The 19,387-nt window shown below is 66.2% G+C and carries 17 protein-coding genes; 12 read left to right on the forward strand and 5 right to left on the reverse strand.

From position 1 onward, the window contains the following. Positions 1-164: 164 nt before the first annotated feature. From IB274_RS10030 to IB274_RS10040, 3 genes are all read right to left on the reverse strand, one after another. The gene (locus IB274_RS10030) at positions 165-956 is read right to left on the reverse strand and encodes an OmpA family protein (RefSeq protein ID WP_192431805.1); all 792 of its coding nucleotides are present in this window, start codon (positions 954-956) and stop codon (positions 165-167) included. A gap of 37 nt (positions 957-993) precedes the next feature. Further along, positions 994-1,413: a DUF4398 domain-containing protein gene (locus IB274_RS10035; RefSeq protein WP_225614796.1), complete on the reverse strand. Its 420-nt coding sequence runs from the start codon at positions 1,411-1,413 to the stop codon at positions 994-996. Between the two features lie 204 nt (positions 1,414-1,617). Continuing rightward, complete coding sequence (locus tag IB274_RS10040; RefSeq protein WP_225614797.1) at positions 1,618-3,966, reverse strand: heavy metal translocating P-type ATPase; 2,349 nt, start codon at positions 3,964-3,966, stop codon at positions 1,618-1,620. Positions 3,967-4,053: 87 nt separating this feature from the next. Here IB274_RS10040 and cadR point away from each other — a divergent pair, with 87 nt between their 5' ends. Continuing rightward, on the forward strand, positions 4,054-4,521 hold the full coding sequence (gene cadR, locus IB274_RS10045) for a Cd(II)/Pb(II)-responsive transcriptional regulator (protein WP_192431806.1): 468 nt from the start codon (positions 4,054-4,056) through the stop codon (positions 4,519-4,521). Between the two features lie 76 nt (positions 4,522-4,597). Here the strand turns inward: cadR and IB274_RS10050 are convergent, their stop codons facing one another. After that, positions 4,598-4,933, reverse strand: coding sequence for a pilin assembly protein (locus tag IB274_RS10050; protein ID WP_192431807.1), 336 nt, complete (start codon positions 4,931-4,933; stop codon positions 4,598-4,600). A 197-nt stretch (positions 4,934-5,130) separates the two neighbouring features. Between IB274_RS10050 and ppc the strand changes: the two genes are divergently transcribed. From ppc to IB274_RS10090, 8 genes are all read left to right on the forward strand, one after another. Beyond that, positions 5,131-7,767: a phosphoenolpyruvate carboxylase gene (ppc, locus tag IB274_RS10055; protein WP_192431808.1), complete on the forward strand. Its 2,637-nt coding sequence runs from the start codon at positions 5,131-5,133 to the stop codon at positions 7,765-7,767. Between the two features lie 248 nt (positions 7,768-8,015). Beyond that, positions 8,016-8,663, forward strand: a complete 648-nt coding sequence (adk, locus tag IB274_RS10060) for an adenylate kinase (RefSeq protein WP_081517842.1) — start codon at positions 8,016-8,018, stop codon at positions 8,661-8,663. Between the two features lie 103 nt (positions 8,664-8,766). Beyond that, on the forward strand, positions 8,767-9,441 hold the full coding sequence (gene tsaB, locus IB274_RS10065) for a tRNA (adenosine(37)-N6)-threonylcarbamoyltransferase complex dimerization subunit type 1 TsaB (RefSeq protein ID WP_192431809.1): 675 nt from the start codon (positions 8,767-8,769) through the stop codon (positions 9,439-9,441). Positions 9,442-9,508: 67 nt separating this feature from the next. After that, positions 9,509-9,856 carry a hypothetical protein gene (locus tag IB274_RS10070; protein WP_192431810.1) on the forward strand — a complete coding sequence of 116 codons (348 nt, stop codon included), beginning with the start codon at positions 9,509-9,511 and terminating at the stop codon, positions 9,854-9,856. Then, positions 9,853-10,713 (forward strand): DUF72 domain-containing protein, encoded by an 861-nt coding sequence (locus tag IB274_RS10075; protein ID WP_192432140.1) that lies wholly within the window; start codon positions 9,853-9,855, stop codon positions 10,711-10,713. Before IB274_RS10070 ends, IB274_RS10075 begins: the two co-directional genes overlap by 4 nt. 75 nt (positions 10,714-10,788) lie before the next feature. After that, complete coding sequence (locus IB274_RS10080; protein ID WP_192431811.1) at positions 10,789-11,616, forward strand: isocitrate lyase/PEP mutase family protein; 828 nt, start codon at positions 10,789-10,791, stop codon at positions 11,614-11,616. Between the two features lie 3 nt (positions 11,617-11,619). Then, entirely contained in the window at positions 11,620-12,312 is a 693-nt protein-coding gene (locus IB274_RS10085; RefSeq protein ID WP_192431812.1) for an extensin family protein, read from the forward strand. A 53-nt stretch (positions 12,313-12,365) separates the two neighbouring features. Then, entirely contained in the window at positions 12,366-13,148 is a 783-nt protein-coding gene (locus tag IB274_RS10090) for a class I SAM-dependent methyltransferase (RefSeq protein WP_192431813.1), read from the forward strand. 202 nt (positions 13,149-13,350) lie between these two features. Here IB274_RS10090 and IB274_RS10095 read toward each other — a convergent pair whose 3' ends face one another. Next, positions 13,351-13,983 (reverse strand): TetR/AcrR family transcriptional regulator, encoded by a 633-nt coding sequence (locus IB274_RS10095; RefSeq protein WP_192431814.1) that lies wholly within the window; start codon positions 13,981-13,983, stop codon positions 13,351-13,353. 97 nt (positions 13,984-14,080) lie between these two features. Between IB274_RS10095 and IB274_RS10100 the strand changes: the two genes are divergently transcribed. The 3 genes from IB274_RS10100 (at position 14,081) to IB274_RS10110 (ending at position 19,266) form a co-directional block, all read left to right on the forward strand. Beyond that, on the forward strand, positions 14,081-15,184 hold the full coding sequence (locus tag IB274_RS10100) for an efflux RND transporter periplasmic adaptor subunit (protein ID WP_081517850.1): 1,104 nt from the start codon (positions 14,081-14,083) through the stop codon (positions 15,182-15,184). A gap of 6 nt (positions 15,185-15,190) precedes the next feature. Next, positions 15,191-18,259: an efflux RND transporter permease subunit gene (locus IB274_RS10105; protein ID WP_192431815.1), complete on the forward strand. Its 3,069-nt coding sequence runs from the start codon at positions 15,191-15,193 to the stop codon at positions 18,257-18,259. A gap of 542 nt (positions 18,260-18,801) precedes the next feature. Further along, positions 18,802-19,266, forward strand: a complete 465-nt coding sequence (locus IB274_RS10110) for a Bro-N domain-containing protein (protein WP_225614798.1) — start codon at positions 18,802-18,804, stop codon at positions 19,264-19,266. Positions 19,267-19,387 lie beyond the last annotated feature (121 nt).

Below are 19,387 nucleotides of genomic sequence, written 5' to 3' on the forward strand. Positions count from 1 at the left end.
CTGCAAAAGATCGAGGCGCTGACCGTCCTCGCCCGCAAATTGGCCCGGATTGCCTTTGCCCTGATGACGACTCAGCAACCGTATCGGACTGCGGCCGATACGGTGGGGTAGACATAGAATCTCCTACGAAGAGCCACTTCGCAGGAGCGAGCCGTTGTGCTGGATCAGTAGGTGCCGCTTACCGAAGAGCGCGGCTGCACCGGGTTGGCATCGTTGGAGATGGTCACCTCGACGCGGCGGTTCATGGCGCGGCCGGCCGGGGTGGCATTACTCGATACCGGATACTCCTTGCCGTAGCCACGGGCGACGACGCGGTCGGGCGTCACGCCCTGGCTGAGCAGCGCCAGGCGGATGGCCTCGGCGCGGCGCTCGGACAGCCCCTGGTTGTAGGAGGACGAGCCGCTGCTGTCGGTGTAACCCTCGACTATGACCTTGCGCTCCGGGTTCTGCTGCAGGTAACCGGCCAGGTTCTGCACATTGCTCATCGCGCCGGGCTTGAGTTCGGCGCGGTCGAGATCGAACAGCACGTCACCGAAGGACACCATGGTCCCGCGCGAGGTCTGCTTGGCGTTCAGCTCGCCCTTGAGCTTGTTCAGCTGCGCGGTACGAGCATCGAGACGGGCCTGGGCGCGCTGGGCGGAGGTGTTCTTCAACTGATCCTCGGCGTCGCGCAGGGCCACGGTCTGGTTGGCCAGCTCGATGCGTTGCTGGGTCAGGTAGGCCAGTTGGTCCACTTCCTTCTGATTCGCGCCGTCACGGTAGGCTTGGTCGGCCTTGGCCAGCCAGTCGCCAGCGTCCTTGGTTTCCAGTGCGGCCTGCTGAGTGGCCTGGGGCTCGGCCTGCAGGGCCTGGAAGTCGCTACGGGCTTTCTCCAGGTTCGCGTTGGGCGGCGTCGAGCAGGCGGCCAGGGCCAGAGCGAGGGTCGAGATGGCGGGCAGTACGATGAGTTTGTTCATGTCGAAATTCCTTATATGACCGGGCGTGGGGGCGGGATCACTGGGCCTGCTGCAGGCCTTCCTGACGCAACTCCATCACGCCCTGCTGGGCGTCCTTCACCGCGTTCTGGGCCTTCACGGCCTGGGACTTGCGCTCGGCCACACGGGCGTCCCACTCGGCCTGCTGGGCCAGGTTGCGAGCCTGGTCGTATTCCTTGTCGTTCAGGGCGATGCGCGCCTGGGCGAGCTTGTCCTGGGCGTTCTTGGTTTCCACTGGCGCGAATTCCGGCCCGCCGTTGCTGACCGCAGCGTTCACCGCCGATTCGGTGACGGCCATCTGTTCGCTGGGCGGGTTACCGGCGCAGCCGGCCAGCAGCATCGCGCTGCCGAGGGCGAGCAGCCCCAGGCGCCAACTGCGCAGCGGGGCGCGGGTGGAAAGGGCAGGGACGGTTCGAGCGCTTTGAGATTTCAGTTCCATTGGGTGAATCCTCTGACGTTTGCTTAGGGTTTCCCTCGGCGTTTCGATTGCCGGCGGATGCGGGCGGCTCTCCCGCGCGGTTCTGCGCGATGTGGCTCATGCCTTGAGAGCAGCGGGCATCTATTTAGGGGACTAAGGGTTTTGCCAGGGGGTTCAAAAAAAATGCCCGCCGTGATGGCGGGCATTTTCAGCGAGCAGCGTCGATCAGACGCGATGACGCAATAACTGCAGGCCGTTGAACACCACCAGCAGGCTGGCGCCCATGTCGGCGAACACCGCCATCCACAAGGTGCCTTCGCCGGCCAAAGTGAGGGCGAGGAACACCGCCTTGATGCCCAGCGCCAGGGTGATGTTCTGGATCAGTACGCGATGGGTCTGGCGCGACAGGCGAATGAAGGACGGCAGCTTACGCAGGTCGTCGTCCATCAGCGCGACGCCGGCGGTTTCGATGGCCGTGTCGGTACCTGCCGCACCCATGGCGAAGCCGATGTCGGCGCGGGCCAGGGCCGGGGCGTCGTTGATGCCGTCGCCGACCATGCCGACGCGCTTGCCGCTTGCCTGGCGCTGCTTCACTTCGCGCAGCTTGTCCTCGGGCAGCAGGTTGCCCAGCGCCTGGTCGATGCCCACCTGGGCGCCGATGGCGTTGGCGGTGTGCGGGTTGTCGCCGGTCAGCATCAGTGTCTTCACGCCCAGTTGGTGCAACTGGGCGACGGCTTCGCGGCTGGTTTCCTTGACGCCATCGGCCACGGCGAACAGCGCCAGCGGGCCTTCGGTGTCGAGCAGCACGATGACCGTCTTGCCCTGTTGCTCGAGAGCGTCGAGGCGGGCTTCCAGCTCCTTCGAGCACAGCTCCAGTTCCTCCACCAGACGGTGGTTGCCCAGGTGGTAGGTGCGGCCGTCGATCTCGCCTTTCACGCCACGGCCGGGCAGGGCGGTCAGCTCGCCTACGCTATACAGCGCGATATTGTCGGCCTCGGCGGCTTGGGCCACGGCGTGGGATACCGGGTGATCCGAGCGGGCGGCAAGGCTGGCGGCCAGGGCGCGCACATCACCGGCGGCGCTTTCGCGCAGGGCGGTGAAGTCGGTCTGGCGCGGGCGGCCCTCGGTGAGGGTGCCGGTCTTGTCCAGGGCGATCCATTCCAGGGAACGGCCCATCTCCAGGAACACCCCGCCCTTGATCAGGATGCCCAGGCGCGCCGCCGCCGACAGGCCGCTGACGATGGTCACCGGGGTGGAGATCACCAGCGCGCAGGGGCAGGCGATCACCAGCAGCACCAACGCGCGGTACACCCAGTCCAGCCAGGCGCCGCCGAAGAACAGCGGGGGCAGCAGCGCGGTGGCGATGGCAATGAGGAACACCACCGGGGTGTAGATGCGCGAGAACTGGCCGACGAAGCGCTGGGTCGGTGCGCGCGAGCCCTGGGCCTCTTCCACGGCGTGGATGATGCGCGCCAGGGTGCTGTCGTCGGCCACGCGAGTGACACGGTATTCCAGTGCGCTTTCGCCGTTGATGGTGCCGGCGAACAGGGTATCACCGGCCTGCTTTTCCACTGGCAGGCTTTCACCGGTGATGGGGGCTTGGTTGACGCTGGAGCGGCCATCGAGCACCTCGCCGTCCAGTGCGATGCGCTCGCCGGGGCGCACCCGCACCCGCGCGCCGAGGGCGACGGACTTGGCGGGAACCTCCTGCCACTGCCCGTCCACCTGCACCGTGGCCTGTTCCGGAGCCAGCTGCAGCAGGCCGCGAATGGCGTTGCGCGCGCGGTCCAGCGACTTGGCCTCGATCAATTCGGCGATAGCGAACAGCACCGCCACCATAGCCGCTTCCGGCCACTGGCCGATCAGCATGGCACCGGTCACGGCAATGCTCATCAGGGCGTTGATGTTGAGGTTGCGGTTCTTCAGGGCGATCCAGCCCTTGCGGTAGGTTGGCAGGCCGGCGCCGACAATCGCGGCGATGGCCAGTACTGCCACCAGCCAGTGCGGGCCGATGGCGAACCATTCGAAAAACTCCGCGCCCGCCGCTGCGACGCCGGCCAGAGCCAGTGGCCACCAGGGCTTCTGTTGGGCGGGCTGCGCCGAGACGGGGGCGTTTTCGTCTACCGGCTCGGCTTGCATACCGAGGGAGGCCACCAGCTTCTGCAGCGGCTCGGTACTGTCGAAGCGATGCTGCACACGCAGCAGGCGCTGCATGAGGTTGAAGTCCAGGTCTTCCACGGCGGACACGCGACCCAGCGCATCGCGCAGCAGGCGTTCCTCGGTGGGGCAGTCCATGGCTTCGATGCGCAGACTCGTCCAGCGTAGCTCGCCGCTGGCCGAGCCGGCGGCGGCCGTGGCGGCACTTTCTGCGCGCGCACTGCGATCTTCGTCCTGATCATGGGAGTGATCGTGATCGTGATCGTGATCATGGCCGTGGTCATGCTTGTGCGGGGCAGGTTCGGCAGCCGGGGCGCGCAGCTGCGCGCCTTTGTCGCAGCCGCAGTAGTCGGCGGCGTCATGTTCACGGTCCTGTACAGGGCCGTGGATGGTCGGCCCCTGGCGATTGGCAGTCATGTCGTCCGTTCCTGTTTGACGAGTTGCTGCCGATTGCACACCCTGTAGCAACTACAGAGTCAAGCATCCGTTGGCGAGGAGTCGCACATGAAGATCGGTGAACTGGCGAAACTGACCGGCTGCCCGGTGGAAACCATCCGCTACTACGAGCGCGAAGGCCTGCTGCCCGCGCCGTCGCGCAGCGAGGGCAACTACCGGCAGTACGACGCCAGCCACGTCGAGCGGCTGTCGTTCATTCGCCATTGCCGTTCGCTGGACATGACCCAGGAGGAAATCCGCATCCTCCTCGGCCTGCGCGACCGCCCTGAATCCGACTGCGGCACCGCCAACCGGCTGATCGACGAGCACTTGCACCACGTCGAAGTGCGCATCGCCGAGTTGCAGTCGCTCAGCCAGCAACTGCGCGACCTGCGCGCGCAGTGCCAGGGAGAGGGCAGCAGCGAGGATTGCGGCATCCTGCGCGAGCTGGAGCAGCCGGCGGAGCCGTCGGTGATTCCGGAATCCTGTGCGGAAGCGGGGCATTTGCACGTGCCCGGCGTCCATGGCCGGCATTGATCGCATTCGTAGGAGCAAGCTCGCTCCTACAAGAAGTGCCAAACGAAACGCCCCGGCACTTGCCGGGGCGTTTCGTTCAGGAGTGCTCGGCCTCCGTCAGCTCGTGCAGGTACTTGCGCGACAGTGCCAGGAAGCGCGGCGTAGGGCCGGTGTCCTCATAGATCGGGTCACCCTGTTCGTCCTGCGCCACTACTTTGGTCCCCTGCACGTAGGGGAAGCTCGCCTCCAGCTCTTCCAGCGCCGCACTGACCAGTTCACCCAGCAGCTCCTCGACGCTGCGCTTGGGGTACATGTCGTGCAGCGCGGCCAGACGCGCGGCCGTCTCGACGTCCAGCGGAATGCTGTACTGGTGGTTGGTCATGCGCCCCCTGGCGTTCTTTTCCCAATGGCGTACCAGCTCGCGGATTTTCATATTCACCTCTAGGGTCGTTACGTGGCGGTCGGCCCTCGTGAGGTCGCCGCAGGTTTTCCCATCGATGGGGATAACTTTCAGCCTAGACGTTGTCCGAGCAGGATTGCGGGCGTTCGTCGAGCGCTTGCCTGCCGGCCCGGCCGGCGGCACTGTAAAACCCTGCGATGCCCTTTCTCTCTCTGATCCAGGAGACTGCGATGCCGGATATCGATGCGCGCCTGCGCGAGGACGTTCACCTGCTTGGCGAGCTGCTCGGGCGGACCATCCGTGCCCAGTACGGGCAGGGCTTCCTCGACAAGATCGAACTCATCCGCACCGGCGCCAAGGCTGCCCGGCGCGGCTCAGCCGAAGGCGCAAAACAGCTGACCGCGACCCTCGACGGCCTGGGCGAGGATGAGCTGCTGCCGGTGGCTCGCGCCTTCAACCAGTTCCTCAACCTGGCCAATATCGCCGAGCAGTACCACCGCATCCGCCGGCGCACGCCCAAGGAGCCGGAGCCCTTCGAGAACCGTGTGCTGGCCGAACTGCTGGGCCGCCTGCGCAAGTCCGGCCTGGGCGCCGAGGGCCTGGCGCGCCAGGTGGCGGAGCTGGAAATCGAGCTGGTGCTCACCGCGCACCCCACCGAAGTGGCGCGCCGCACGCTGATCCAGAAGTACGACGCCATCGCTGCGCAACTGGCCGCCGGTGACCACTCCGACCTGCTGCCCGAGGAGCGCCAGGCGGTGCAGGAAAAACTCCAGCGCCTGATCGCCGAGGCCTGGCACACCGACGAGATCCGCCGCACCCGCCCGACCCCGGTGGACGAGGCGAAATGGGGCTTCGCGGTGATCGAGCATTCCCTCTGGCACGCCTTGCCGGCCTTCCTCCGCCACGTTGATCGAACCCTGCAGGAAACCCTCGGCGAGCGCCTGCCCCTGAGCGCCGCGCCGATTCGCTTCGCCTCCTGGATGGGCGGCGACCGTGACGGCAACCCCAACGTCACCGCCGCCATCACTCGCGAGGTGTTGCTGCTGGCGCGCTGGATGGCGGCTGACCTCTATCTGCGTGACGTCGACAGCCTTGCCGCCGAACTCTCCATGCAGCAGGCCAGCGACGAGCTACGCGCCGAAGTCGGCGACCTCGCCGAGCCCTACCGCGCACTGCTCAAGCAACTGCGCGAACGCCTGCGCGCTACCCGCGCCTGGGCCGAGCGTGCCATCCACACCGGCGAGGAGCCGGGCGCTGACGTGCTGCAGGACAACCGCGAACTGCTGGAGCCGCTGCTGCTCTGTTATCGCTCGCTGCAGGCCTGTGGCATGGGCGTGATCGCCGAGGGCGACCTGCTCGATACCTTGCGCCGAGCAGCCACTTTCGGGCTGTTCCTGGCACGGCTGGATGTGCGCCAGGACTCCACGCGCCACGCCAAGGCGATGAGCGAAATCACCGAGTACCTGGGCCTGGGCAATTACGCCGAGTGGGACGAAAGCGTGCGGCAGGAATTTCTCCTGGAAGAACTCGCCAGCCGCCGGCCCTTGCTGCCGGCGAACTACGCTCCGACGCCCGAGACCGCCGAAGTCCTCGCCACCTGCCGCGTGGTGGCGCAGGCGCCGGCCGCCTCGCTGGGTTCCTACGTCATCTCCATGGCCGGGCAGCCGTCCGACGTGCTCGCCGTCCAGTTGCTGCTCAAGGAATGCGGGCTGGAGCGGCCGATGCGCGTGGTGCCGCTGTTCGAGACCCTGGATGACCTGGACAACGCCGGCCCCTGCATCGACCGCCTGCTCAGCCTGGACAGCTACCGCACCCGCCTGGCCGGTCCGCAGGAAGTGATGATCGGCTACTCCGACTCGGCCAAGGACGCCGGGACCCTGGCTGCGGCCTGGGCACAGTACCGCGCCCAGGAGGCGCTGGTGGACATCTGCCGCAACCATGGCATCGAACTGCTGCTGTTCCATGGCCGCGGCGGCACCGTCGGGCGTGGCGGCGGTCCGGCCCATGCGGCGATCCTCTCGCAACCGCCGGGTTCGGTGGCCGGGCGCTTCCGCACCACCGAGCAGGGCGAGATGATCCGTTTCAAGTTCGGCCTGCCTGACATCGCCGAGCAGAACCTCAACCTCTACCTCGCCGCCGTGCTGGAGGCGACCCTGCAACCGCCACCGGTGCCCGAGCCGGCCTGGCGCGAGGAGATGGACCGCCTGGCCGCCGACGGCGTGCTCGCCTACCGCGCGGTGGTACGGGAGAACCCACAGTTCGTTGACTACTTCCGCGAGGCCACGCCGGAGCAGGAACTGGGCCGCCTGCCGCTGGGCAGCCGCCCGGCCAAGCGTCGCGAGGGCGGGGTGGAAAGCCTGCGGGCGATCCCCTGGATCTTCGCCTGGACCCAGACGCGCCTGATGCTGCCGGCCTGGCTGGGCTGGGAAGACGCCCTGTTCAAGGCCATCGAACGCGGCGAAGGCGCACTGCTGGGACGCATGCGCAAGGAGTGGCCGTTTTTCACCACGCGCATCGACATGCTGGAGATGGTACTGGCCAAGGCCGACCGGGAAATTGCCCAACTCTACGACGAGCGACTGGTGCAATCGGAACTGCGACCATTAGGTGCGCATTTACGCGACCTATTGTCGCAGTCGGTGCGAGTGGTGCTGGGGCTTACAGGGCAATCGCAGCTGCTCGCCCACGCCGCCGAGACGCGTGAATCCATTGGCGTGCGCAACACCTACCTGGACCCGCTGCACCTGCTCCAGGCCGAGCTGCTGGCGCGCTCGCGGCGCTGCACGGGCGACGCCTGCGGCGGTCTGGAGCAAGCCATGCTGGTGACGGTGGCGGGGATTGCAGCCGGGTTGCGAAATACCGGCTGAGGCACTACCACCCCCCACCAAAGGTGGATTGCCGAGCCGCCAGATGAGATTAATTTGATGGCTGATCCTGGGTGCGGAAACGGCCCGGGATCGGCGTGCGCAGTCCCCATGGCTGGCTTGTGTGGTGTGGGACCGCTGTGTATCGTGAGCAACCTTTCGGCGCACCTCTGCGCCATTCCAAGCATGATGAGATTGGCCCCACGAGGCGGATCCGTGATTTCGCTTAACAAGTATTAAGGAGCATATCGATGCGTGTGATTCTGCTCGGGGCGCCCGGTGCCGGCAAAGGTACCCAGGCTCGCTTCATCACTGAAAAGTTTGGCATTCCGCAGATTTCCACCGGCGACATGCTGCGTGCAGCGGTCAAGGCTGGCACCGAGCTCGGCCTGCAGGCCAAGAGCGTAATGGACGCCGGCGGCCTGGTATCCGATGACCTGATCATCAACCTGGTCAAGGAACGTATCGCCCAGCCCGACTGCGCCAAGGGCTTCCTGTTCGACGGCTTCCCGCGCACCATTCCCCAGGCCGAGGCCATGAAGGAAGCGGGCGTCTCCATCGATCACGTGGTCGAGATCGCCGTGGACGACGAGGAAATCGTCGGCCGCATCGCCGGTCGCCGCGTTCACCCGGCCTCGGGTCGCGTCTACCACGTCGAGCACAACCCGCCGAAAGTGGCTGGCAAGGACGATGAGACCGGCGAAGAGCTGATCCAGCGCGAAGACGACAAGGAAGCCACCGTGCGTCACCGCCTGTCGGTCTACCACTCGCAGACCAAGCCGCTGGTCGACTTCTACCAGAAGCTGGCGGATGCGCAGGGCACTCCGAAGTACACCCGCGTCGAGGGTGTCGGTTCGGTCGAGCAGATCACCTCCAAGGTGCTCGGCGCTCTGAACTGATCCATCGCCGTATCAGCCAAAGGCCCGCACACGCGGGCCTTTGGCGTTTATAATGCCCGCCCGTTTTTTATCGCCCTGTTCTCAACGTCCTATGGAAAACACCATGCCCACGCTGCTGGCCCTGGATACCTCGACCGAAGCCTGTTCCGTCGCCCTGCTGCATGACGGCCGCCGGTTCGTACGCCACGAGGTGATCCCGCGCCTGCATGCCCAGCGCCTGCTGCCCATGGTGCAGGACATCCTCGCTGAGGCCGGCATCGCGCTCTCCGCCGTCGACGCCATTGCCTTCGGTCGCGGCCCCGGCGCCTTCACCGGCGTGCGGATTGCCATCGGCGTGGTACAGGGCCTGGCGTTTGCGCTGCAGAAGCCGGTGCTGCCGATTTCCGACCTGTCGGTGCTGGCCCAGCGCGCCTACCGCGAGCACGGCGCAAGCCAGGTGGCAGCGGCCATCGATGCGCGCATGGACGAGGTGTACTGGGGGTGTTACCGCCTGGAGCAGGGCGAGATGCGTCTGGCCGGCGCCGAGGCAGTGCTGCCGCCGGAGCGCGTCGAGTTGCCGCGCGATGTCCAGGGCGAGTGGTTCGGCTCCGGCACTGGCTGGGGCTTCGAAGAACGCCTGGCAGTGAAGGTTGCCGCCTGCGACGCCAGCCTGCTGCCGCACTCCGAAGACCTGCTGACCCTGGCCGAATTCGCCTGGGCCCGCGGCGATGCGGTTGATGCAGAGCAGGCCCAGCCGGTCTACCTGCGCGACAACGTGGCGACCCCCAAGAAAGCCTGACCTGTGCCAATTGACCGCAGCCGCGCGCGGTCGCTAGAGTGATGGGCATTCCCACCGAGTTTTCGCCATGCGTATCGACGGCTTTACCTCCACATCCCAGACCACGGAGCGCAGTTCCCGCACGGGCACTGCTGTCACTCCGTTCCGGGAAGTGCAGCGCGACGTCGAGACCCGCCGCGAGCAGCCCGCGCCGACCTCGGCGAGCCAGGGACTCGACTCGCAATCGCAGACCCGCCGCGTGGAGTCCTCCAACGCCAGCAGCTACAACCTGCCGGCGACCCTGCGCGACAACCTCGACTACCAGCGTCCGCTGACCTCACGCGCGGCGCAGGCGCTCGCCAGCTACACCAGCACCGCCAGCATGGTCAGCCAGTACGAAGGCCAGGAAGTCGTCGGTCTCGACCTCTACGCCTGATGCATTTGCCGTATTTCCTGGGCTGCCCTTCATGGAACGAGCCCGCCTGGCGCGGCAGTTTCTATCCCACCGACCTGCGTCCCGCCGAAACACTGTCCTTCTACTCCCAGGTGTTCAACGCCGTGGAAGGCAACACCACCTTCTACGCCCGTCCCAATGCCGACACCCTCGCGCGCTGGGCGCAAACCATGCCGGAGACCTTCCGCTTCTGCGCCAAGCTGCCGCGCGACATCAGTCACGAGGGCGATTTGCGCGGTCAGCTGGAAAACACCCGAGACTTTCTCGACCTGCTGGCGCCGCTGGGCCAGCGCGTGGCGCCGCTGTGGCTGCAGGTTTCCGCCAGCTTCGGCCCGGATCGCCTGGGCGAGCTGGCTACGTGGCTGGATGAGTTCTCCGAGCGGCGCATCGCCGTGGAAGTGCGCCACCCGGCGTTCTTCGCCAAGGGCGACGAGGAGCGGGCGCTGAACCGCCTGCTGCTGGACCGAGGCGTCGAACGCATCTGCCTGGACTCGCGGGCGTTGTTCGCCGTGCAGTCCGATGATCCGGCCGTGCTCCATGCCCAGTCGAAGAAGCCCAAGGTGCCAGTGCGTCCGGCAGCCTTCAGCGACAGCCCGCAGGTGCGCTTCATCGGCGGGCCGGACCTGGACGCCAATCTCGTCCATCTCGCGCCCTGGATCGGCAAGGTTGCCGAGTGGATCGAACAGGGCCTGACGCCCTATGTTTTCCTTCATACCCCGGACAACCACCGTGCTGCCGAGCAGGCGAAGCGCTTCCACGCCTTGCTGCGCGAGCGCCTGCCTGGGCTGCCAGCGCTGCTCGAGCCCAAGCCGGAAGTGGAACAGCTCGGCCTGCTCTGAGCCGCCAACTGTGCATGGCGTCATGCAGGCGAGGGGACTAACCTGCTCCTTCCCTCGTTTGGCAAGGAGTCCGCCATGACCAATCAACAGCAACGTGGTGACGCCTTCCGCGCGCTCCACCAGCGCGACGGCCTGTTCGTCCTGCCCAATCCCTGGGATGCCGGCTCGGCGAAGATGCTCGCCCACCTGGGCTTCGAAGCCTTGGCGACCACCAGTGCCGGTCTGGCTTTCGCCCTCGGCCGGCGCGACGCCGAAGGCGCGGTGAGCCGCGATGAAGCCTTGGCCAATGCGCGCGAGATCCTCGAGGCAACGCCCCTGCCGGTCGCTGCCGACCTGGAGAACGGCTACGGCGGTGCAGCGGAAGACTGCGCTGAAACCATCCGTCTGGCTGCTGCTTGCGGGCTGGTTGGCGGTTCCATCGAAGACGCCACCGGCCGTTCGGATGCGCCGATTTATCCGCTGGAGTTGGCAGTCGAGCGCGTCGCTGCCGCCGTGCAGGCCGCCCGTGCGCTGCCGTTCACCTTCACCCTGGCGGCGCGGGCGGAGAACTTCCTGCACGGCCGCGTCGACCTGGACGACACCATTCGCCGCCTGGTGGCCTTCGCCGAAGCCGGAGCGGATGTGCTCTACGCGCCGGGCCTGAAGACCCGCGAGGAAATTGCCGCCGTGGTCAGCGCCGTAGCGCCGCGCCCAGTCAATGTGCTGGTGGGGTCGCCGGCGCTGCAGCTGAGCCTTGATGAGCTGGCTGAACTGGGGGTGAAGCGCGTCAGCGTCGGCTCCTGTCTGGCTCGGGCCGCTTACGGTGCCTTCTTCAGCGCCTCCGAGGCACTGGCCAAGGGCAATCTGAAGCCCATGCACGGCGCCATGCCATTCGACCGCATCAACGGATTGTTCCGGGGCTGACTCTTGCGCTGGTGGCTGCTCGGGTTGCTCGTTGCCTGCGCGGGCTTTGCTTTGGCGGTGCAGCAGCGATGGGTGGAGCTACCCAGTCGATGGAATCCCTGGGCACCACTGGACGTGCGCGACGAGCCGAATCTGCTAACCCGCTACAAGCTCTGGCGCCTGCGTGATGACGCCGAGCTGTGCCGGCTGGCGCTGCAAAGCTCCGACCTCAAGGCCCAGGCCATGGCCGACAGCGAACCCGTCGCTGGCTGCCCGTTGCACAACGTCTGGCGTGTACAGGCTGCCGGGGTGAAGCTGAGCAGCAGCTTCCTCGCCAGTTGCCCGCTGGCGGTGAGTTTTGCGCTGTTCGAGCGCCACTCCCTGCAACCGGCCGCACGAGAAGTCTACGGCCGGTCGGTATCGGCGGTTGAGCACCTGGGCAGCTTCGCCTGCCGCAATATCTATGGCCGCGCCGATGGCCGCCGCAGCCAGCACGCCACGGCCAATGCGCTGGACATCACCGCCTTCCGCCTGGCTGATGGCCGGCGCATCGTGGTGGCGACAGACTGGAGCGAGGATGGCGACGCCGCGCGCTTCCTGCGTACCGTGCGCGACCGCGCATGCGGCAACTTCGACGGCGTGCTCGGGCCGGACTACAACCGTGCGCACCACGATCACTTCCATCTCGACCTGGGCGGCTGGAAGGTCTGCCGTTGAGCCTGCCAGCTTCGCGCTGCGGTAGAATCGCGGTTTTTCCCAGGATCCCTGTCATGATCGAAGTCCTCACACCGCCGCGCATCGTCGTCCAGGCGCTGGCTCCTGCCTGGCAGGCCGTAGCCGAGCAGTGGGCGCAGCGGCTCGGTCTGTCGATGGGCGAGGGCGATGCCGATTTCGCCCTGCAACTGGGTGATGACGGCTTGCAGCTGCTGCAGTTGGGGCCGGATTCGCCCGGCCCGGTGCGGGTGGATTTCCTCGAAGGGTCTGCTGCGCATCGCCGGCAGTTCGGCGGCGGCGCGGGGCAGATGATCGCCAAGGCCGTGGGGATCCAGCAGGGCGTGCGTCCCCACGTGCTGGACGCCACTGCCGGCCTGGGCAAGGACGCTTTTGTGCTGGCGACGCTGGGGTGCGAGATGGACCTGACCGAGCGCCAGCCGATCATCGCCGCGTTGCTGGAGGACGGCCTGGCCCGCGCGGCAGGGGATTTCGAGGTGGGCGCCATCGTCGCGCGCATGCGCCTGCTGCAGGGCAACTCCATTGAGCGCATGACCGCTTGGGAGGGGGACGCGCCGCAGGTGATCTACCTCGACCCGATGTTCCCGCATCGCGACAAGAGTGCGCTGGTGAAGAAGGAAATGCGCCTGTTCCGCCCGTTGGTGGGCGACGACCTCGACGCCCCGGCGCTGCTGCAAGCGGCGCTGAAATTGGCCAGCCACCGCGTGGTGGTCAAGCGCCCGCGCAAGGCGCCGATCATCGAGGGGCAGAAGCCCGGCTACAGCCTGGAAGGCAAGTCCAGCCGCTATGATATCTATCCGCTGAAAAGCCTGAAGGGCTGAGAGACGCGCCTGTCGGCGCGGTTCGCAGGAGTGGCTCGCTCCTACAGGTCGGGGCCCGCACCCGTAGGGCGAATGACCCGGAACGGGTTATCCGCCAGGGCGGCGGATAACGCCACAGGCGTTATGCGCCCTACGCGGGGTATCGAGGTACGGCGCTGTTGCAGGAGCGGGCCATGCCCGCGATCCTCCGGCCACGGCTGCTTCAGGGCGCAAAGGCCTTGAGGAACAACGCCACCACTTCCTGCACATGCGCCTCGGATTCTTCCGGAGTAGGAGCGTTCTCGCAGCCGATCATCAGGCGGAAGTGCACGCAGCCTTGCACCAGCATCAGGAAATGCTCGGCGGCCCGGCGCGGGCAGTCCATCTTCATCTTGCCCTGCTGACGGGCTTGCTCCAGCAGGCGCTCCATCTGGTCCAGCACGCGCTGCGGGCCGGCCTCGAAGAACAGCTGCGAGAGGTGCGGGTTGCCCGCCCCCTGGGCCACCATCAACCGGCTCAGGGCAATCGCCTCGGGGCTGTTGATCAACTGGTTGAAGCCGCGGCCCAGGTTCAGCAGCAGACTTTCCAGCGGCGCATTGGCCGGCGGCTCGGCGAACAGCTCGGGCATCCGCTCGGCGCATTTGGACTGCACCGCCTCGACGAACAGCGTCTCCTTGTCCGTGAAGTGGCTGTAAACGGTGAGCTTGGACACCCCGGCCTCGGCGGCGATGGCCTCCATGCTACTGCCGTCATAGCCGTAGCGGACGAACAGCTCCTTGGCGGCTTCCAGAATGGCCTTGCGCTTGGCCGGATCCTTGGGGCGACCCGGTCCGTTCGATGAGTTCGTTGGTGACATGTCTTTACATTTCTAATACTGGACTGATGGGTTCTGTATTTTTACTATACCGGCGAGTATAAGAATTCCAACCGCATTTTGCGAAAGGTCACACATCATGTTCCGCCATGCTCTGTCTGTCGCGCTGCCTGCTGCCTTCATCCTTTCACTTTCCGCCTGCGGTAACGGCGAACCGCCTAAGCCCGCGGTGCGCCCTGCCATCGTTGTACAGCCTCTGCCGGCGCGGGATATCACCGAGGCCTATCCCGGTGAAGTGCATGCGCGCCATGAGCCGGAACTGGCCTTCCGCATCGGCGGAAAAGTCAGCAAGCGCCTGGTGGAAACGGGCGAACGGGTGAAGAAGGACCAGCCACTGGCGGAACTCGATCCAGAAGACGTTCGCCTGCAGCTCGAGGCCACGCGCGCCCAGGTGGCCGCCGCTGAAGCCAACCTGCAGACGGTGCGCTCCGAATACGCCCGCTACAAGACCCTGCTGGAGCGCCAGCTGGTCAGCCAGTCGCAGTTCGACAACATCGAGAACACCTACCGCGCCGGCGAGGCGCGGGTTAAACAGATTCGCGCCGAGTACGACGTGGCCAGCAACCAGGCCGGCTACGCGGTATTGCGCTCGCCCCAGGACGGCGTGATCGCCACCCGTCGGGTGGAAGTGGGGCAGGTGGTTGCCGCTGGGCAGACCGTCTTCACCCTGGCCGCCGATGGCGACCGCGAAGTGCTGATCAGCTTCCCCGAGCATGCCTTCGAACGCTTCCGCGTCGGCGAGGCGGTGAGCGTCGAACTCTGGTCGCAGCGCGACAAGCGCTTCAGCGGCAAGATCCGCGAGCTGTCGCCGGCGGCCGATCCGCAGTCGCGCACCTTTGCCGCGCGGGTGGCTTTCGACGATGCCAAGGTTCCGGCCGAGCTGGGTCAGAGCGCCCGCGTCTACATCCATGCCGAGGGCACCGTACCGCTCGCCGTGCCGCTCGCTGCGCTGACGTCCGAAGCCGGCCAGCCGTTCGTCTGGGTGGTCGATCCGAAAACTTCCACCCTGCATCGCCGCCCGGTGCGCATCGGCCCTTACGCCGAGGATCGCGTGCCGGTGCTCGAAGGCCTGAAGGATGGCGACTGGGTGGTGGCAGCGGGCGTGCAGGTGCTGCGTGAAGGTCAGGAGGTACGGCCGGTCGACCGGGAGAACCGGTCGGTCAAGCTGGTGGCGAAGGAGTAACGCCCGATGCAATTCAACCTTTCCGCCTGGGCGCTGCAGAACCGCTCCATCGTCCTGTACCTCATGCTCCTGCTGGGCATAGTCGGGACGCTGTCCTACTCCAAACTGGGGCAGAGCGAAGACCCGCCGTTCACCTTCAAGGCCATGGTGGTTAAGACCAACTGGCCCGGCGCGACCGCCGAGGAAGTCTCGCGCCAGGTCACCGAGCGCATCGAGAAGAAGTTGATGGAGACCGGCGACTTCGACCGCATCGTCTCCTTTTCCCGCCCCGGTGAATCCCAGGTGACCTTCGTCGCCCGCGAGGACTTCCATTCCCGCGACATTCCCGAGCTCTGGTACCAGATACGCAAGAAGGTCAACGACATCCGTTACACCTTGCCGCAGGGCATCCAGGGGCCCTTCTTCAACGACGAGTTCGGCACCACCTTCGGCAACATCTACGCGCTGTCGGGCAAGGGCTTCGACTACGCGGTGCTCAAGGACTACGCCGACCGCCTGCAACTGCAATTGCAGCGGATCAAGGACGTCGGCAAGGTCGAGCTGGTAGGCCTGCAGGACGAGAAAATCTGGATCGACCTGTCCAATACCAAGCTCGCCACCCTTGGCCTGCCGCTGGCGGCTGTGCAGAAGGCGCTGGAAGAACAGAACGCGGTGACCGCCACCGGCTTCTTCGAGACCGCGACCGACCGCGTGCAACTGCGCGTCTCCGGTCGCTTCGACTCGGTGGAGGACATCCGCTCCTTCCCGATCCGCGTCGGCGATCGCACCTTCCGCATCGGCGACGTCGCCGAGGTCCATCGCGGCTTCAACGATCCGCCCGCTCCGCGCATGCGCTTCATGGGCGAGGACGCCATCGGCATCGCCGTGGCCATGAAGGACGGCGGCGACATCCTGGTGCTGGGCCAGAAGCTCGACGCCGAGTTCGAACGCTTACAGCAGACGCTGCCGGCGGGCATGGAGCTGCGCAAGGTGTCCGACCAGCCGGCAGCGGTGCGCGAAGGCGTGGGCGAGTTCGTCCGCGTGCTGGCCGAGGCGCTGATCATCGTGCTGCTGGTGAGCTTCTTCTCCCTCGGTCTGCGCACCGGCCTGGTGGTGGCGTTGTCGATCCCGCTGGTACTGGCGATGACCTTCGCCTGCATGTACTACTTCGGCATCGGCCTGCACAAGATATCCCTCGGCGCGCTGGTGCTGGCGCTGGGCCTGCTGGTGGACGACGCGATCATTGCCGTGGAGATGATGGCGGTGAAGATGGAGCAGGGCTACGACCGGCTCAAGGCGGCGAGCTACGCCTGGACCAGCACGGCCTTCCCGATGCTCACCGGCACCCTGGTCACCGCCGCCGGCTTCCTGCCCATCGCTACCGCGCAGTCGGGCACCGGCGAATACACCCGCTCGCTGTTCCAGGTGGTGACCATCGCGTTGCTGGTCTCCTGGATCGCCGCCGTGGTCTTCGTGCCCTACCTGGGCGAGAAGCTGCTGCCCGACCTCGCCAAGCGCCATGCGGAAAAACATGGCGGCAGCGACAAGGGCCATGACCCGTATTCGACGCCTTTCTACCAGCGCTTCCGCCGTGTGGTGGAGTGGTGTGTGCGCTACCGCAAGACGGTGATCCTGCTCACCGTGGTGGCCTTCATCGGCTCGATCATGCTGTTCCGCCTGGTGCCGCAGCAATTCTTCCCGCCCTCGGCGCGCCTGGAACTGCTGGTGGACCTGAAGCTGGCCGAGGGTGACTCGCTGACCGCCACCACCGAGCAGGTCAACCGCCTGGAAAAAATGCTCGCCGAGCATCCGGGCATCGACAACTACGTAGCCTATATCGGCACCGGTTCGCCGCGCTTCTACCTGCCGCTGGACCAGCAACTGCCGGCGGCGAGCTTTGCGCAGTTCGTGGTCCTGGCCAAGAGCCTGGAGTCCCGTGAAGAGATTCGTCAGTGGCTAATCAAGCACATGAACGAAGACTTCCCGACCCTGCGTACCCGTATCAGCCGCCTGGAGAACGGCCCGCCGGTGGGCTACCCGGTGCAGTTCCGCGTCTCCGGCGAGCACATCCCGGAGGTCCGCGAACTGGCGCGCAAGGTCGCCGACAAGATGCGCGAGAACCCCCACGTGGTGAACGTGCACCTGGACTGGGAAGAGCCGAGCAAGGCGATCTTCCTCGACATCGACCAGGAACGCGCCCGCGCCCTGGGCGTGAGTACTTCGGACATCTCGCAGTTCCTGCAGAGCTCGCTGACCGGCTCCACCGTCAGCTACTACCGCGAGGACAACGAGCTGATCGAGATCCTCCTGCGTGGCGACGAGCGTGGCCGGCATGACCTCTCGCAGCTGCCCAGCTTGTCGATGCAGACCAGCAGTGGCCGCAGCGTGGCGCTGTCGCAGGTGGCGACGCTGGAGTACGGCTTCGAGGAAGGCATCATCTGGCGGCGCAATCGCCTGCCCACGGTGACCATTCGCGCCGATATCTACGACGACTCGCTGCCGGCGACCCTGGTGAAGCAGATCTCGCCGACGCTGGACCCGATCCGCGCCGAGCTGCCCGACGGCTACCTGCTGGACGTCGGCGGCACCGTGGAGGATTCGGCCAAGGGGCAGAACTCGGTGAACGCCGGTGTGCCGCTGTTCATCGTGGTGGTGCTCAGCCTGCTGATGATCCAGCTGCGCAGCTTCTCGCGGATGATCATGGTGTTCCTCACCGCGCCCCTGGGGCTGATCGGCGTGACCCTGTTCCTGCTGGTGTTCCAGAAGCCCTTCGGCTTCGTCGCCATGCTCGGCACCATCGCCCTGGCGGGGATGATCATGCGCAACTCGGTGATCCTCGTGGACCAGATCGAACAGGACCGCGCCCACGGCCTGGACACCTGGCACGCCATCATCGAGGCCACGGTGCGGCGCTTCCGCCCCATCGTGCTGACCGCCCTGGCCGCCGTGCTGGCGATGATCCCGCTGTCGCGCAGCGTGTTCTTCGGGCCGATGGCCGTGGCGATCATGGGCGGCCTGATCGTTGCCACGGCGCTGACGTTGCTGTTCCTGCCGGCGCTCTATGCGGCCTGGTTCCGCGTGAAGAAAGAGGCCTAGCTTCAGTACCTCCCTGTAGGAGCGGTCCATGCCCGCGAATCGCGCGCATGGCGCGCTCCTACAGGTCGAACCCCGATGTAGGGCGAATAACGCGCAGCGTTATCCGCCGTCCGACGCTCTGAGGCGAATAACCCGACAGACGCGAACCCTTCGACCTGTCACCCTCGCTGTCCTTTCCTGAGTACGATTCCCAAGCCTGGATCACTCCGTCAGGCTCGGGACATTCATTCGGGAACCGCCTGACTCATCAACGGCGTTGCGGTCCTACAAAGCCACTGCTTAGCGTTCTCTCCGCCACGGAACAGCCGTGGTCAGGTGTGGAAACCTGTGAGCTTTAAGCATTCGCCATAGCAGGGAATGGCCCGGCCTTTTCAAAGGCCGGGCCGACTCTGGCTGTCCATGGCGGACCGTGCGAGGCGGGCTTCGGCCCGGCCGGTCTTTGGCTTAAAGCTCCCGGTTTTCCACCCTTGCACGGTCCGCCTCCCTTTCCGGGATGGCGGCTTTCCAGCTGTAGCCAACTGAGCTGTACAGGGAGAGACCGCATGAACCCTTCGACGATGTTCCCAGCCGACAACGGCCTGAGCTTCCACACCTTCCAGCGCTACGATCGCCCGTTGCGCGGTCTGATGATTGATCGGCAGGCCTGGTTCTCCGCCCGCGACCTCGCGCGCCTGACCAATACCCACTTCGCCGCCCGCGTACCGCGCAAGCTCGACGCCGACCAGTACCGCTGGGTACGGCTCGAAGGCGGGAAAGAGGACGAGCTACTGGTCAGCGAAAGCGGCCTCTACACCCTGCTGCTGGTGTACTTCTACCATCCGGAAAACCGCAACCTGCGCCAGTGGCTGAGCAACGAAGTCGTGCCGGCCCTGCGTGACGCGCAGTTGCCACCGGGGTTCGTCCCCCGCCACGCCGTGCGCGAGGTGCAGGGTTACCCGCTGGCGGTACTGGAGTGGCAAGGCGGCGTCTGGCTGCGCTTCGGCGATGCCGCCTGCTTGCTGGGCTGAGAGACGGACGTAGCCATCACGGCGGATAACCCGTTCCGGGTTATGCGCCCTACGGAAAGGGGAACTCTTCGTAGGATGGTGTGGAGCGAAGCGATACCCATCGCTTACGACCCGGCGCGCT

The sequence above is a fragment of the Pseudomonas sp. PDM18 genome (assembly GCF_014852585.1).
GTDB lineage: Bacteria > Pseudomonadota > Gammaproteobacteria > Pseudomonadales > Pseudomonadaceae > Pseudomonas.

Coding starts and splice junctions, on each gene's coding strand:
- IB274_RS10030 (WP_192431805.1), bottom strand. CDS start 956: ATGAACAAACTCATCGTACTGCCCGCCATCTCGACCCTCGCTCTGGCC.
- IB274_RS10035 (WP_225614796.1), bottom strand. CDS start 1,413: ATGGAACTGAAATCTCAAAGCGCTCGAACCGTCCCTGCCCTTTCCACC.
- IB274_RS10040 (WP_225614797.1), bottom strand. CDS start 3,966: ATGACTGCCAATCGCCAGGGGCCGACCATCCACGGCCCTGTACAGGAC.
- cadR (WP_192431806.1), top strand. CDS start 4,054: ATGAAGATCGGTGAACTGGCGAAACTGACCGGCTGCCCGGTGGAAACC.
- IB274_RS10050 (WP_192431807.1), bottom strand. CDS start 4,933: ATGAAAATCCGCGAGCTGGTACGCCATTGGGAAAAGAACGCCAGGGGG.
- ppc (WP_192431808.1), top strand. CDS start 5,131: ATGCCGGATATCGATGCGCGCCTGCGCGAGGACGTTCACCTGCTTGGC.
- adk (WP_081517842.1), top strand. CDS start 8,016: ATGCGTGTGATTCTGCTCGGGGCGCCCGGTGCCGGCAAAGGTACCCAG.
- tsaB (WP_192431809.1), top strand. CDS start 8,767: ATGCCCACGCTGCTGGCCCTGGATACCTCGACCGAAGCCTGTTCCGTC.
- IB274_RS10070 (WP_192431810.1), top strand. CDS start 9,509: ATGCGTATCGACGGCTTTACCTCCACATCCCAGACCACGGAGCGCAGT.
- IB274_RS10080 (WP_192431811.1), top strand. CDS start 10,789: ATGACCAATCAACAGCAACGTGGTGACGCCTTCCGCGCGCTCCACCAG.
- IB274_RS10090 (WP_192431813.1), top strand. CDS start 12,366: ATGATCGAAGTCCTCACACCGCCGCGCATCGTCGTCCAGGCGCTGGCT.
- IB274_RS10095 (WP_192431814.1), bottom strand. CDS start 13,983: ATGTCACCAACGAACTCATCGAACGGACCGGGTCGCCCCAAGGATCCG.
- IB274_RS10100 (WP_081517850.1), top strand. CDS start 14,081: ATGTTCCGCCATGCTCTGTCTGTCGCGCTGCCTGCTGCCTTCATCCTT.
- IB274_RS10105 (WP_192431815.1), top strand. CDS start 15,191: ATGCAATTCAACCTTTCCGCCTGGGCGCTGCAGAACCGCTCCATCGTC.
- IB274_RS10110 (WP_225614798.1), top strand. CDS start 18,802: ATGAACCCTTCGACGATGTTCCCAGCCGACAACGGCCTGAGCTTCCAC.